Origin of the sequence: Pedobacter psychrodurus, assembly GCF_032678585.1 — a bacterium.
Lineage (GTDB): Bacteria > Bacteroidota > Bacteroidia > Sphingobacteriales > Sphingobacteriaceae > Pedobacter > Pedobacter psychrodurus_A.
This window is the reverse complement of record NZ_JAVTSN010000015.1, coordinates 98,819-113,605: the sequence shown is the minus strand read 5'-3', so window position 1 is coordinate 113,605 and position 14,787 is coordinate 98,819. Positions and strand designations below refer to the sequence as shown.

The 14,787-nt window shown below is 40.8% G+C and carries 10 protein-coding genes; 9 read left to right on the top strand and 1 reads right to left on the bottom strand.

Features of this window, described 5'->3' with window-relative positions; genetic code table 11:
* Nucleotides 1-4 precede the first annotated feature (4 nt).
* Together R2S57_RS12135 and R2S57_RS12130 are read left to right on the top strand one after the other, a co-directional pair.
* Nucleotides 5-583: a YdeI/OmpD-associated family protein gene (locus tag R2S57_RS12135; RefSeq protein ID WP_316845218.1), complete on the top strand. Its 579-nt coding sequence runs from the start codon at nucleotides 5-7 to the stop codon at nucleotides 581-583.
* A 464-nt stretch (nucleotides 584-1,047) separates the two neighbouring features.
* Nucleotides 1,048-1,623, top strand: coding sequence for a DUF4256 domain-containing protein (locus R2S57_RS12130; protein ID WP_316845217.1), 576 nt, complete (start codon nucleotides 1,048-1,050; stop codon nucleotides 1,621-1,623).
* 5 nt (nucleotides 1,624-1,628) lie between these two features.
* Here the strand turns inward: R2S57_RS12130 and R2S57_RS12125 are convergent, their stop codons facing one another.
* On the bottom strand, nucleotides 1,629-2,129 hold the full coding sequence (locus R2S57_RS12125; RefSeq protein WP_316845216.1) for a GNAT family N-acetyltransferase: 501 nt from the start codon (nucleotides 2,127-2,129) through the stop codon (nucleotides 1,629-1,631).
* A gap of 547 nt (nucleotides 2,130-2,676) precedes the next feature.
* Between R2S57_RS12125 and R2S57_RS12120 the strand changes: the two genes are divergently transcribed.
* From R2S57_RS12120 to R2S57_RS12090, 7 genes are all read left to right on the top strand, one after another.
* On the top strand, nucleotides 2,677-5,955 hold the full coding sequence (locus R2S57_RS12120) for a TonB-dependent receptor (RefSeq protein WP_316845215.1): 3,279 nt from the start codon (nucleotides 2,677-2,679) through the stop codon (nucleotides 5,953-5,955).
* A 260-nt stretch (nucleotides 5,956-6,215) separates the two neighbouring features.
* Entirely contained in the window at nucleotides 6,216-6,374 is a 159-nt protein-coding gene (locus R2S57_RS12115) for a hypothetical protein (protein WP_316845214.1), read from the top strand.
* A gap of 495 nt (nucleotides 6,375-6,869) precedes the next feature.
* Nucleotides 6,870-7,439, top strand: coding sequence for an XRE family transcriptional regulator (locus R2S57_RS12110; RefSeq protein WP_316845213.1), 570 nt, complete (start codon nucleotides 6,870-6,872; stop codon nucleotides 7,437-7,439).
* Between the two features lie 92 nt (nucleotides 7,440-7,531).
* Nucleotides 7,532-8,422: an alkaline phosphatase gene (locus tag R2S57_RS12105; RefSeq protein WP_316845212.1), complete on the top strand. Its 891-nt coding sequence runs from the start codon at nucleotides 7,532-7,534 to the stop codon at nucleotides 8,420-8,422.
* A gap of 209 nt (nucleotides 8,423-8,631) precedes the next feature.
* Entirely contained in the window at nucleotides 8,632-9,951 is a 1,320-nt protein-coding gene (locus tag R2S57_RS12100) for a DUF5690 family protein (RefSeq protein ID WP_316845211.1), read from the top strand.
* Between the two features lie 331 nt (nucleotides 9,952-10,282).
* Nucleotides 10,283-11,443 carry a TIGR03364 family FAD-dependent oxidoreductase gene (locus R2S57_RS12095; protein WP_316845210.1) on the top strand — a complete coding sequence of 387 codons (1,161 nt, stop codon included), beginning with the start codon at nucleotides 10,283-10,285 and terminating at the stop codon, nucleotides 11,441-11,443.
* Between the two features lie 105 nt (nucleotides 11,444-11,548).
* Nucleotides 11,549-14,776: a SusC/RagA family TonB-linked outer membrane protein gene (locus R2S57_RS12090; RefSeq protein ID WP_316845209.1), complete on the top strand. Its 3,228-nt coding sequence runs from the start codon at nucleotides 11,549-11,551 to the stop codon at nucleotides 14,774-14,776.
* The last annotated feature ends 11 nt before the right edge of the window (nucleotides 14,777-14,787 follow it).

The following is a 14,787-nucleotide window of genomic DNA, read 5'->3' as shown; positions in this document are numbered from 1 at the left end:
TGTTATGAATCCAAAAGTTGATTTTTATTTTAATAAAGCAAATAAGTGGCAGGAAGCGGTAAATTTACTAAGGACGATTGCCCTTGATTGCGGACTTACCGAAGAATTAAAATGGGGCTGTCCATGTTATACACTTAACGGAAGCAACATTGTCTTGATACACGATTTTAAAGAATACTGTGCTTTTTTATTGTTTAAAGGTACTTTATTAAAAGATAATGAGGCTATTTTGATCCAGCAAACGGAAAATGTGCAATCGGCGAGGCAGATCCGGTTTACTACAGCATTGCAGATCGTAAAAATGAAAACAATTTTGAAAGCCTATATTCTGGAAGCTATTGCGGTAGAAAAGGCAGGATTTAAAGTGGAACTGAAAAAAACCACAGAGTATAACATTCCGGAAGAGTTTCAAAATAAATTAGATCATATACCAGATTTAAAAGCTGCATTTGAGGCCTTAACACCAGGAAGACAAAGAGGTTACCTGTTGCATTTTTCGGCACCCAAGCAATCCAAAACGCGGGAGGCGAGGGTTGAAAAATATATGCCGCAGATTTTAAATGGTAAAGGATTGGATGATTAGTTATTCTCCATTTGTGGTGCCGGATGTTACCATCCGACACAGATGTAATCCAAATTTGCTGTAATTGCAATTCCAAGATTTAATTACCCGTCAGATGGTAACATCTGACGGCACAGTTATTCTCCATTTGTGGTGCCGGATGTTACCATCCGACACAGATGTAATCCAAATTTGCTGTAATTGCAACTCCTGGATTTAATTACCCGTCAAATGGTAACATCTGACGGCACAGTAAAGGATCGGGTTTATGAACAAGAGTTTGTTCGCCTTGCAACCCTTAAAATGAAACACTGCTTTGGCCACCTAGCCCCGGTTGAAGCGTTTACCCTGCAGCAACGAGGTGCGAGGAAGCTAAGCGTATAAGCGCAAAACGGGAAGAAACTTGTTTTTTTGTACAGGCCTTGCGCTCCATATGGCAATTGAGGATTTAAACAAATGGAATTTTTAACCGAAATATAAAGTTTATGAATAAAATAAAGGACAATAAAAAAGAGCTATCGGCAGTACAGACCGAAGAGCTCCTTCATACTTTGAAAGTTCGTTTTGAGAAAAACATGATCCGTCATAAAGGGATTGAATGGGCAAAAGTACAGGCAAGGTTAGAAGCGAATTCCGCAAAACTATGGGTGCTTGATGAAATGGAGGTGACGGGTGGTGAGCCAGATGTTGTTGATTATGATAAAGCTACTGGCGAATATATTTTTTACGATTGTTCGGCAGAAAGCCCCAAAGGCCGTAGAAGCGTTTGTTACGATCTCGAAGGTCTGGAATCGAGAAAAGAGCATCAGCCTGATAATAACGCGGTTGATATGGCCGCTGCGATGGGTGTCGAACTTTTAACAGAGGCGCAATACAGGGCCTTGCAGCAGCTCGGTAAATTCGATACCAAAACATCCAGCTGGATCGTTACCCCTCCAGAAATCAGAAAACATGGTGGGGCACTCTTTGGCGATCGCCGTTACGATCATGTATTTGTGTACCATAATGGCGCGCAATCCTATTACGCTGCAAGGGCATTCAGAGGTTCGTTAAGGGTATAGTTTGGTTATAAAAGCTTTTCGTAACAGAAAAAACGGAGTCCGGGTCGTTTGGCGAGACTAATTTCGCCGCTAAATGTGTAACCAAGTTTTGGGAAAAGCGCCTGGGTAGCTTTGTTTTCGCTATTGGTGTCCACCCTTAAAATGGTAATGCCTATTGTTCTCGCCACCTCTTCGGCTTGCACCATTAAAGCTTTGGCGATGCCCATACCCTGACGATCGGGATCTACTGCTAAGCGGTGTGTTACAATGGCTTTGTCGTTAATGTCCCAGCCTGCATCAACATATTCCGGATCCTGATCTGTTGTAATAGCAGAAACGCCAACAACTTCATCTCCCAGTTCAGCAACCCACAACTGGCTAATGGCAATATCCTTTGTAAATACTTCAGGGTTTGGGTAATCGTTTCCCCACTGAAAGTTTCCAGCAGCCTGCATCAGCGGGACCACTTTACTTACCAGATGCATGATTTTTGGTATATCTGCTTTTCGGGCTAATCTTATTGTCATGCTGCAAAGATAATGTATAGTTCATTGGTTCAATAGTCATTGATTCATTGGTCATTAGTTCATGTTTATTGCCTAGCAGGTTAATCGGTTAATTGTTTAACTGAAAACTGTCAACTGTGAATTGTTTAATCGGTTAAATGTAAACTGCCAACTGGTTAATCGGTTAATTGTTGAAGTCGGTTAACTGTAAACTGAAAATTGTGAACCGCCAACTAATTCGGTTAACTGCCGCTAAACGCCCATCTCCAACCGCAAAACCGCTTAATTGTCGAATTGGTTAGTCGTTAGTTGTTTAATCTTTGATCTACGCCAAACGCCCATCCCTAAACGCAAGGCCCAAAACTTCATCAAATCTTCATCTTTGAGTTTGATATTTGAGCATATTGCTCATCAATACGTTCCGGCCTGTAAAGAGGTTGTTAAGGAATTATTTTTCTATTGTATATTTCCGATTTCCACATTGTTAACATTAGGTTAAACTTAATTTTCTGTTAATATTGAATTAACATTAAGGCTGTTGTTTTGTACCAAAATAAAATAACAGAAAATGAAATCACGTATACTATCCCTAGTAAGTATTCTGGTGCTCTTGGTCACGTTTGCTCAGGCACAGGTTACAACATCTAGTATTAACGGAAAGATTAAGGATAACAAAGGTATCATCCCAGGGGCAACCATCGTTATGGTGCACGTTCCAACAGGTACAGTATCTAAAGGTTCGTCGAACGAAAGCGGACTTTACCGCATTGGGAACTTAAACCCGGGCGGACCATACAAAATCACTGTAACCTTTGTTGGTTATAGCCCGGTGGTAAAAGAAAATATTTACCTAACCCTAGGTTCGGATCTAAAACTTGATATCGATCTTCAGGAGCAAGGTAACCAATTGGCTGAAGTAAGTGTTAAAGGACAAAAAGGCGGAACAAAATCTGGTGCAGGTACCAGCATTGGCGAAGGTCAGATCAAAACCTTGCCAACCATGAACCGCAGTTTGCAGGATGTAACCAGAGTTACCCCCCAAGGCAGTAAAGACAATACCTTTGGCGGTACCAACTTCAGGTACAACAACGTAACTATCGATGGTGCAATTAATAATGATGCTATCGGCTTTAGCCCATCATTGGGTGGTCAGAGCGGTAGTTCTGGTATGCCTGGGAGCAGTACACGTACCAATCCGGTTTCGCTTGATGCGATCCAGGATGTTACCGTTTTACTTTCTCCTTATGATGTTAAGGTAGGTAACTTTTTAGGTGGTAGTATTAACGCCGTTACCCGTGGTGGTACCAATGAAGTAGTGGGATCGGTTTATGGTTATGGCCGTAACGCATCATTAATCGGCAAGAACAAAATTGGCGATAACAGCAAAGAGCCTTCTGCTTTCCACGATTATCAAACTGGTTTCCGTGTGGGCTTCCCGATTATAAAAGATAAATTGTTTTTCTTCACCAACGAAGAGATTACCCGCCGTCAGGATCCGGTAATTTTAGGTGCTGGATCGTCTGATATGAAATTGCTTACCTTAGCTCAAGCACAGCAGATTTCTGACCGCATGAAAAATGTGTATGGTGTAGATGCAGGTTCGTTTGGCGATTACAACATCTATTCGCAGTCTAACAAATTCTTTAACCGTTTAGATTGGAATATCAGCGAGAGCACCCAGTTAACCATACGGAATAACACCATCATTTCGAAAGCCACAAACTTAGAAAGAGATCAGTCTAACTTCAGGTTTGGTGGTATCGATTTTAAACAGAACAACAACCAATCTTCAACCGTTGCCGATCTGAAAACCCGTTTTGGGAATTCGGCTACCAACAACTTAATCGTAGGTTATTCTACTGTTCACGATTATCGTGATCCGCTTTCTAATCCGGCTTTGCCACAGATTGAGATTGCTTCTAACGGAGGAACATTATTTTTAGGTACCGACCGTGAGGCGAGTATCTTCAATATGAAACAAAATACTTTCGAATTTACCGATAACTATACGTATAGCAAGGGTATCCATACTTTTACAGTTGGTACGCACAATGAGTTTTATAACATCAACTATGGTTTTGTAAACTCATGGAATGGCCGTGTAGCTTATAGCAGTGTTGCCGATTTCCTGGCTAATCAGCCAAATAGGGTACGTACCAGCTATAACTATGACAACAATAGCCGCGATAACATTATCGCCAACCCAACTGCAGAATTTAATGTAAACATGTACAGTGTTTACGGTCAGGATGAGATCCGCATTGGCGACCGTTTTAAATTAACACCGGGTTTACGTTTCGATATGGCGAACTTGCCAGATATGCCTTCGTTGAGTACAAAAACGACAAACTCTCCTGTTGATGCCAATTATGGTACAACTTATACTTATACCCAACCCTCATCAATTACCGGAAAATTCCTGAATAAAATTCAGATTTCGCCACGTGTGGGTTTCAATTTCGATGTATTGGGCAACCAAAGTTTGGTAATGCGTGGTGGTACAGGTTTGTTTACCAGTCGTGTTCCTTTTGCGTGGATCGGTTATGCGTATTACAATAATGGTGTAAACTATGGTGCATTCGATAAATCATATGTGTATACAAATGCAGACCCTACTAAAATAGTAAAACCTGCGGCAGGTTCAGATCCGATTAAAGATGCTTTAACGGGTAATGGCGAAGCAGGTTATGTAACCAACCAAGGCGTTAATGTTAAAGATGCTAAAGGTGCCACACAGGTAGATTTGGTTGACAATAACTTTAAAATGCCAAAAGCATGGAGAAGTAATTTAGCCTTCGATTATAAAACAGACGACCAGTGGAAATTTACGGTTGAGGGAATTTTTAGCCAGGTGATCAAAGATGTGCAGTTTCAGCAGATCAATTATGTAGATAACCCTACCTACATGGTTTATGATACGCAGAAACAGCAGCCGATCTATTCGGGAACCAAAATCAATCCATTGTACACCAATGCTTATCTATTGTCGAACACGGATAAAGGATATAAATATAGTTTAACTGCTCAGGTAAGTAAATCACTTCCTATGGGCTTAGATCTGATGGTGGCTTATACCTATGGAAGATCAAAAGATATTGCCAATGGTATCCGTAATTCGATGGAATCTAACTGGCAGTTAAACCAGGCCCTTAACCCGAATAACCCAGGTTTGGCTTATTCTAACTTCGATATCCGCAACAGGATTATTTCCACCATCAATTACAGATTGGACTGGGCTAAAAATGGCAAATATGTATCAAACTTCTCATTATTCTTTAGCGGTCAGTCAGGTTCGCCGTATTCATTGGGTTTAGTGAATACAAGAATCAACGGAACCGGACAAACGGTAAGCTTGTTATATGTGCCGACAGCTGACGAAGCATCTAAATTTTTTACTGCTGATATACCAGCAACATCTACAACTCCGCTTATTACAGCAGCAGAGCAAAGAGCCGCTTTTAACGCCTACGTTGATGGCGATAAATACCTAAGTACCCGTCGTGGCAATTTTACAGAGCGTAACGGTGCACGTACCCCATGGAATGTTCAGGCTGATTTCCGTTTCTCTCAGGACATACAGGTAGCGAAAGGAAAACACCCGCATATACTTACGTTAACTTACGATATTGTGAACTTAACTAACCTGGTAAATAAAGACTGGGGAATTCAATATTTTTCTCCTAATACCTATAACTCTATGGCCAGTGTAGGTGTTAAGGTAGCAACAGCAGGCACACCTACAGCATATCCGGTGTATACCTTTGCTCAAAAAGATGTAACCTCATATTCAAAAGATTTCTTTGCTTCACGTTATCAGATGCAATTGGGATTGAGATATAGCTTCTAATCTTTTTTTTAAATAATAAATATAAATAGCGGTCTGGCCTGAATAGGGTCAGGCCGTTTTTTTTGTCAATGGTCCGTCGTCACCCTGAATTTATTTCAGGGTCTGTCATGCAAAGAAGATGAAATAAATCCGATAGGTATCGGGTTAGCATGACATATCTTTTTAGTTAAAGACAATTAAACCTTTCCTATCCTCGCCCTGTCAAAATAATACACACAGCATAAAGCTTGAATTATTTTTTCACTTAAAAAGGTTAGGTTATGAAAACGATTGTAAATGCATTGCTCTTATTGGTTATGGCGGTTAATTTTAGTGCATGCGTAGTAAGTGCACGTGCGCCACGCGCTCATTGGGTGCCCGGCCATTATAATGTAGGCCCCCACGGTGGCCGTTATTGGGTAAAAGGCCATTACCGTTAATTTGGTTATTATTTGATGGCTATATCATAAATCAATCTTGATTGGCATCTGTCACTTTGAGCCTGTCGAAATGCTTATATACAATTAAGCAACTCCTTCGGCAGGCTCAGGATGACAATCTTAATTGAATTGCATTTCTCTTAAAAAAAAAGGCTAAAAAATGTTAATGCGTAACTAATGCGATAGTTGGATTCAGATTACAGGAATAAAATAATACATTAGCGGTATTAATATCTATTTCCTGACTTCAGCGTCAGGTGACGCAAGCGCAATTTGACGCTCTGAGAATCGTGTAGATGCTTGTTTTTAAAAATCATGATACTTTTATCCAATTCAAAAAGCTTCAAGTTCAAATTGGGTGACGCATTGCTGAAGTCAGGGCATTTCTCTTAAAAAAAAAAAGGCTAAAAAATGTTAATGCGTAACTAATGCGATAGTTGGATTCAGATTACAGGAATAAAATAATACATTAGCGGTATTAATATCTATTTTAATATGCAGGAAGAAATTCTTTTACAGATTAGCGTTAAAATTAAAGAAAGGCGTAAGGAGCTCGGTATTACCGTGCAAGAACTAGCTGATAAAGCGGGGGTAAGCAAAGGCCTTATTTCGCAGATCGAAAACAGCAGAACCATCCCATCGTTAATGGTGTTGATGGATATTATTAAAAGCCTGGAGATCGATTTAAACAGCTTTTTTAAAGACATTAACTTTCATAAAAAGGATGCCCCTGTTCTGGTAAAACGGCAAGAGCAATATCAGAAATTTGAAAAAGAACAGGCTGTCGGCTTTAACTATTCGCGTATCTTAACCAAGAATATTAAATTTTCGACTGCCGATTTTGTACTGCTCGAGCTCGAAGTTAACGCGCACCGCCCGATGGTTAAAACCGAAGCCTTCGAGTTTAAGTATATGATTGAAGGTAAGGTAGAATATCAGTTTTCGAAAAAGAAAATTATCCTCGAAAAGGGCGACTCCATGCTTTTCGACGGAAGACTTTCGCATACCCCGGTGAATATTGGCGATACCAAAGCTTTAATGCTTGTTGTTTATTTTTTCGAGTAACAATTTGGTAAACAAAGTTTATTAATACTTAACAAACATCTATCTTCATCTTCATAAATCAATCCTAATTTTGATTGGTAAAGAATATGAATATGAAAAAATTTTTGAAAAGCACAGTTTTGTTGCTTTGTGTAGCCGTATTTGCGCAGGCACAACCTAAAAAAGTTAAACATGTAATCCTGATCGGTTGCGATGGTTTTGGCGGCTATGCCCTGCAGGAAGCCAATATGCCCAATCTTAAAGCTTTAATGGCTAACGGCTCGTGGACCGACAAGGCGCGTTGTGTATTGCCATCATCAAGTGCGGTTAACTGGGCCTCTTTGTTAATGGGCGCGGGGCCAACCGAACATGGTTATACCGAGTGGAACAGCAAAGTACCCGAAATTCCTTCTATCGCCAAAACTTCATATGGCTTGTTCCCTGGGATATTCAGTGTAATCAGAGATCAGAAAAAGCAGGCTAAAACCGCTATTATTTACAGTTGGAACGGTATTGGCTACCTGTTCGAAAAAGAAGCTGTAAACATCATTGTAGATGGAAAAGAGAAAGACGATTTCTGTGCCGACACCGCTGCAGCAATTATCAAAAAAGAAAAACCGTATTTTACTTTTTTACATTTAGACGAACCTGACGGAACGGGACATTCGATCGGTCACCGTACACCAGCTTATTATAAACAACTGGAACTTGTAGATCAACGTATTGGGAAAATTGTGAAGGCAGTTCATGATGCCGGTATTGCCAACGAAACCATTATCTTAGTTACGGCAGATCATGGTGGTACAGGTAAAGGTCATGGTGGTAAATCGTTGGATGAAGTGCAGATTCCGTGGATAATTTCAGGTCCTGGAGTGCATAAAAACCACGAACTCACAGATGCGATTATCACTTACGACACGGCTGCTACACTGGCATGGATAATGGGTTTAACCCCGCCGCAGAGCTGGAGAGGAAGACCTGTTTTAGAGGCGTTCAGTAAATAATATTTGCCCGCTTGTTAAATTTAACAATTTGATAATCTTGATTTTGTTTACAAATAATAAACATTGTTTACTATTGTTTTCTTTAAAAGGAAATATCTTATGATAATCATGTTTGTAGAATTCGATAGGGTGGGCAAAGCCTTCGCAGCAGCAGGGAAGGGAGCTGATCAGTTTAAGAATACGGTATTTGGAATTATAACAGACTAAAGATGAATTTGCTTCAGATTGCCCGTAAAAAAGCGTTGAATTGGCCATATTGGTTAATCACAGTGCTTGGTGGTGTTGCTGCCTTTGGTTGTTATACCAGTATGTATGCTTTCAGAAAAGCCTTTGCTTCTGCTACATTTGAGCATCAGGAATTTCTGCACATTGATTATAAAGTGTGGCTGGTTATCGCGCAGATGGTGGGTTATACCCTGAGCAAATTTTATGGTATCCGCTTTATCTCCGAATCCGGGAAAAGCAATCGCGCCAGAAGTATTATTTTTCTGATCCTTTTTTCGTGGCTTGCCTTGCTCGGTTTTGCACTGGTACCGGCTCCTTATAATATTGCATTTCTTTTTCTTAACGGTTTTCCGCTGGGAATGATCTGGGGTTTGGTATTCAGTTATCTAGAAGGACGGAAAACAACCGAATTTATGGGCGCTTTAATGTCGATCAGTTTAATATTTGCCTCTGGTTTTGTTAAAACTGTAGCACGTACATTGATGAGCTTTGCTGCGGTAAGCGATTATTGGATGCCTTTCCTTACCGGACTGGTTTTCTTGCTTCCGCTGTTCCTGTTTGTTTTCTGTTTGGAAGTAATTCCGCCGCCATCAAAAGAAGACCAGGAGCTCCGTACCAAACGGGTTCCGATGGATGCGAAACAACGTAAGGCTTTTATCACCGCTTTTTTGCCTGGTATTATCTTAACCATTATCATTTATGTGCTGCTTACCTGCATCCGCGATATGCGTGATAATTTTGAAGTAGAAATCTGGAATGGTTTAGGGATCCACAACAACCATATTTACACACAGATTGATACCTTGATTTCTGTTGTGGTATTGGTGTTGATGGGGCTTTTGATCCTGATTAAGGATAACCTGAAAGCCTTTACTGTAATCCATATCATGATTATTGCAGGTTGTTTATTAATAGGTGTAAGTACTTTCTTTTTTGATCGGGGTTATATCGGTCCGGTTAGCTGGATGGCTTTACTGGGTATGGGGCTTTATATGGCTTACATTCCGTATAATGCCATTTTCTTCGAAAGGATGATTGCCAATTTTCATTACAAAAGCAATATCGGCTTTATCATGTATGTAGCCGATTCTATTGGTTATGTAGGTAGTTTTTCGGTATTGATGCTCCACGAATTTGGCGAAACCAATATTAGTTGGATGCATTTCTTTAAACAGTGTTTGTTCGCTGTTCCATTAATTGGTGGGGTATGCAGCGTACTTTCATTGATTTATTTCAGAAGGAAAACATTAGCTACCAATAAAAAGATGCAAGCGGCAGGAAGCGTGGTTTTAACGGGGAAATAAAAAAAGTTTTGGCTGCTTTTTACCATTTATCGTCATTGCGAGAAGGCTTTTTCAGCCGACGAAGCAATCTTTATAGTGGCCGTAAAGCATGAAAGATTGCTTCGTCGTTCCTCCTCGCAATGACGACTTTTCTATTTGGAATTTGTTAATGGTAACGGAGCGCAACGAAGTCGAGGCGGCTTTTATAAACAGTATCATCATTCCTAATCCGATAGCTATCGGATCGAGATGACGACCCTTCTTATAATTGAAATGACGTGAGATAACGTGGTTAAAAAAATATTAACATTACAGGTGCATTAAAAGCATCCATAAAAAAAATAAACAAACAATGAATAAACATTTCGATCTTATCGTAATCGGTGGAGGTATATTGGGTACTTTCCATGCTTACCATGCCTTGCTTTCGGGTAAATCTGTATTGCAGCTCGAAAAAGACAATTATCCTGTAGGGGCTACAGTACGTAACTTTGGCCAGGTGGTACCATCAGGCATGGAAGCCGAGTGGTTCGAATACGGTGTAGCCGGATTGGAAATCTACAAATCCATTCAACGGGAATTTGATATCTCGGTGCAGCAGAACGGTAGTGTATACATCGCATCAGATGATGACGAATGTACTTTGATCCATGAGCTGAAAGCACATTACGACACCATTGGTTACGAAACCGATCTGCTCGATCAGGAGGCTATTTTAAAAAAATATCCCGCCATTAAATCATCTTATGCCAAAGAAGCTATCTTTTTTCCGCAGGAGATCAGTGTAGCCCCAGATCAGATGATCCACCGCCTGCATACGTACATGCAGAGCAAGTTTGAAAAATATACACTTCAATACAATAGTCCGGTTACAGCTTGCGAAAGCAAAGGTACTGGTGTGGAGGTAGGCCTGAAAAACAATGCTGAACTTTTTACGGCAGAGAAAGCCATCATTTGCAATGGCTACGAATTTAAACTGCTCTATCCCGAACTGTTTAGTGAAAGCGGAATTGTGGTAAGTAAATTACAGATGATGCGCAGTATCCCAATGCCGGATGTAGCTTTGGAGGGCAATATCTTAACTGGTTTAACCACCAGGCGTTACGAGAGTTTCGAGCATTATTGCCCTTCGTTTAAAAGCATTAAAACGCCTGCGCATTACGAAGAACTGAAAAAATGGGGCATCCATATCCTGTTTAAAAAAGCAGCAGACAATACCATTATTATTGGCGATTCGCATGAGTATGCCGGTGTAAAACATTTCGATGATCTGGGTTTCAATTTAAGCTATCACATTAACGAGCTGATGCTGGAGGAAGCGGCACGCATTGTTGATCTCGATGTGCGTAAGCTGCAAACTACCTGGGCAGGATATTATCCGCAACACCCCACTAAACATATTGTAGAATATGATTTAGACGATCGCATCCACATCCGTACGGCCATTGGCGGCAAAGGAATGACGGCGAGTGCAGGTTATGCTGCCGAAAGCATTAAGAAAATATTTAGTTAACAAATACTAAACAAGAACAGGTAGTTTTGTTAACTAAAAGTTGGTATTAGGCTAACATGCACATCTTATCATTGTATCTATAAAACCTAAAAAACTTATAGATAAATGAAACATCTCTACAAGATGAAGATGTGCATGGTAGCTTTATTGTTATTATGCCTCACGCCCTGTTTTACCTGGGCGCAAACAAAAATTACCGGTCTGGTTAAAGATGATGCGCAACAGCCAATTCCTGGTATAAGTGTATTGTTGAAAGGCACTAAAAAAGCCACTTCAACCGATCAGTCGGGCCGTTTTACCTTCGAAGCCAAAACTGGCGAAACACTTGTGCTGAGCGCTATCGGTTTTTTAACACAAGAAGTTCAGGTTACCGGGGCAAACCTCACCATAACCTTAAAAACAGATTCGAAAAACCTGAACGATGTGGTGGTTACCGCACTCGGTATCCGCAAAGAAAAACGGAACCTTGGGTATGCCATTCAAGAGGTTAAAGGAGCTGATCTGGTAAAAGCCCGTGAAGCGAACCCTGTAAACGGCCTGGTAGGTAAAGTTGCCGGTTTAACCGTTGGGGTATCTTCAGAACTTCTGGGCCGCTCATCGCTTTACCTGCGTGGTAATGATGTGAACCTGGTTGTGGTAGATGGGGTACCGATCAATTCGGATACCTGGAACATCAATCCGGATGATATTGATACCTATACCGTACTTAAAGGGCCCGCTGCGGCCGCGCTTTATGGTTATCAGGCTTATAATGGTGCATTGTTGATTACCACCAAAAGAGGCAAGCTGAGCGATAAAGGTTTCACTGTAGAACTCAACTCGAGTACACAGTTTAACAAAGGATTTATTGCCCTGCCAAAAAGCCAGGACGAATACGGCCCTGGAGAGCACAGTGCCTATGCTTTTGGCGATGGTAAAGGCGGAGGCTTAAATGATGGTGATTATGATATCTGGGGCCCTAAATTTGATGGCCAGTTAATCCCTCAGTACGATAGCCCAATTGTAAACGGTGTGCGCCAGGGTACCCCATGGGTGGCCCGTGGTAAAGACAATTTAAAACGCTTTATCGAAACCGGATTACTTTCTGCCAACAACATCGCTTTATCTTCAGCAACTGATAAATACAATTTAAGGGTTTCTATTTCTAATAATTACCAGAAAGGTATTATCCCGAACACACAGCTGAACATTAATAATTTTAATGTAAGCGGTTCTTATAACATCAGTCCTAAATTAAGGGCCGAAGCGTACATCAATTACAGCCGTCAGTTTTCTGATAACATTCCAGATGTAAACTATGGTCCGAACAGTGTAATTTATAACATGACACTTTGGGGCGGTGCGGATTGGAATATTGATGATATGAAAAACTACTGGCAGCCGGGTAAAGAAGGCATCCAGTCTATCTATGCCGAATATCAGCGTTACCACAACCCTTATTTTATGTCGTACGAATGGTTGCGCGGACATAAAAAGAATGATATTAACGGTTATGCCTCATTAAACTATAATATATCGAAAGGATTAGATGTGTTGTTAAAAACACAGATCTCTACCTACGATCAGTTAAGAACGGAGAAAATGCCGTTTTCTGCTCACCCATACGGACGTGAAGAAGGTTTGGGCGATTACAGGGAAGACCGCAGGAGCATGTTCGAAAACAATACCCAATTGATTTTAAAATACAATAAAAACGTAGGTGATCTTTTCGAAATCAGTGCTTTTGGTGGCGGTAACGCCCGTAACTTCAGTTACAACTCAAGTTTTACCACTACCGATTATTTAAACGTTCCGAACGTATATAACTTCTCGAACTCTAAAAACCCGGTAAAAGCATTCGACTTTAATTCGCAAATGTTGGTGTTAAGTGCTTTTTACTCCGTTGATTTAAGTTTTAAAAAGTATTTAAACATCAATACCACGGGTCGTGTAGATAAAAACTCGGCACTTCCTCCAGGGAACAATGCAGCGTTTTATCCTTCGGTTTCGTTAAGCTCGGTAATTTCGGATTATGTGAAAATGCCTGCTTTTATCTCTTTTGCAAAAGTAAGGGCATCGTATGCCAACGTTAAAGACCCAGGTTTGGGTACACAGGATTTTATTGGGGCAACGCCATTACAAACTTATCCGATAGGTTATGGTGCTGAATATACTTCATCGTACGGCGGCCCAGGTTATGGTTTGTCTTCACCATATAGTATCAGACCTACCTATAACAACCAAACCGGAGCCTATTATACCAACAACCTGATTGATCTGAATGCCGTAAAAGCACAGAGCAGAACCAATTATGAAGGTGGTATCGACTTAAAATTCCTGAAAAACAGGTTAGGTTTCGAGGCTACTTATTTCAGGTATATCGACGGACCAAAAATTATCAAACAAAATATCTCAGCAGCTACAGGTTACCAAACCAATACCATCAACGGTCGTAAAACGCAGAACAGCGGTGTGGAGTTAAGTTTATCGGGCGCACCCATCATGACCGATAAATTTGGTTGGGATGTGATGATCAACTGGTCTACCTATAAACAGATTTATAAAGAACTGGCTCCAGGCGAAACATCGGTTGATCAGTTCTTTAAAACCGGCGACCGTATCGACAATATCTATGGCTCAGTACTGGCCAAAACACCAGGCGGACAGGTGATTCACACCTCGAGTGGAACACCGATTTCGTTACCGGTGAACCAATTGTTAGGTCATGCCGATCCAAACTGGGTATGGAGTATCGGGAACAAATTCAGGTACGAAAATTTCTCATTCAGCTTCCAGTTAGATGGTAAAGTGGGTGGGGTAATGCAAGATTACGTGCGGTTGAAATCATTTCAGGGTGGCCGTCAGATCGAAACCATTCAGGGTAAAATGGGCGAAGCCCGATATCAGGATTATTTACGTGTAAACGATCCAAAATACAAAGGTACCTGGGTTGGCGAAGGTGTGGTTGTGGCCAACAATGGTAAACTCAACTTCGATCCGGTTACGGGTGTAATTACCAATTATGGCGATTTAACTTTCGCGCCAAATACTACTCCGCAGTTATTACAAGATTATTTGGGCGTATTTTATGGTGCCAAAGAAAATACCATGATGAGCCGTACCTATGCAAAATTACGTGAGGTGACCTTCGGTTATCAGTTGCCTAAAAAATTATTGGAGCGTACGTTTATCAAACGGGCCAATATTTCGGTAGTAGGGCGTAACCTGCTGTATTTTATCAATTCTACCTACAATGATGTGGATGTAGATCAGTATTCGGGCAGAGAAGGTACTTCTACGCTGCAAACACCAACTACCAGAAGTGTAGGCTTTAACCTGAATGTTACTTTTTAATAGCTAGAAAA

What these genes read in the sequence shown, in the direction of transcription:
- R2S57_RS12135 (WP_316845218.1), top strand. Translation starts at nt 5, where the DNA reads ATGAATCCAAAAGTTGATTTTTATTTTAATAAAGCAAATAAGTGGCAG.
- R2S57_RS12130 (WP_316845217.1), top strand. Translation starts at nt 1,048, where the DNA reads ATGAATAAAATAAAGGACAATAAAAAAGAGCTATCGGCAGTACAGACC.
- R2S57_RS12125 (WP_316845216.1), bottom strand. Translation starts at nt 2,129, where the DNA reads ATGACAATAAGATTAGCCCGAAAAGCAGATATACCAAAAATCATGCAT.
- R2S57_RS12120 (WP_316845215.1), top strand. Translation starts at nt 2,677, where the DNA reads ATGAAATCACGTATACTATCCCTAGTAAGTATTCTGGTGCTCTTGGTC.
- R2S57_RS12115 (WP_316845214.1), top strand. Translation starts at nt 6,216, where the DNA reads ATGAAAACGATTGTAAATGCATTGCTCTTATTGGTTATGGCGGTTAAT.
- R2S57_RS12110 (WP_316845213.1), top strand. Translation starts at nt 6,870, where the DNA reads ATGCAGGAAGAAATTCTTTTACAGATTAGCGTTAAAATTAAAGAAAGG.
- R2S57_RS12105 (WP_316845212.1), top strand. Translation starts at nt 7,532, where the DNA reads ATGAAAAAATTTTTGAAAAGCACAGTTTTGTTGCTTTGTGTAGCCGTA.
- R2S57_RS12100 (WP_316845211.1), top strand. Translation starts at nt 8,632, where the DNA reads ATGAATTTGCTTCAGATTGCCCGTAAAAAAGCGTTGAATTGGCCATAT.
- R2S57_RS12095 (WP_316845210.1), top strand. Translation starts at nt 10,283, where the DNA reads ATGAATAAACATTTCGATCTTATCGTAATCGGTGGAGGTATATTGGGT.
- R2S57_RS12090 (WP_316845209.1), top strand. Translation starts at nt 11,549, where the DNA reads ATGAAACATCTCTACAAGATGAAGATGTGCATGGTAGCTTTATTGTTA.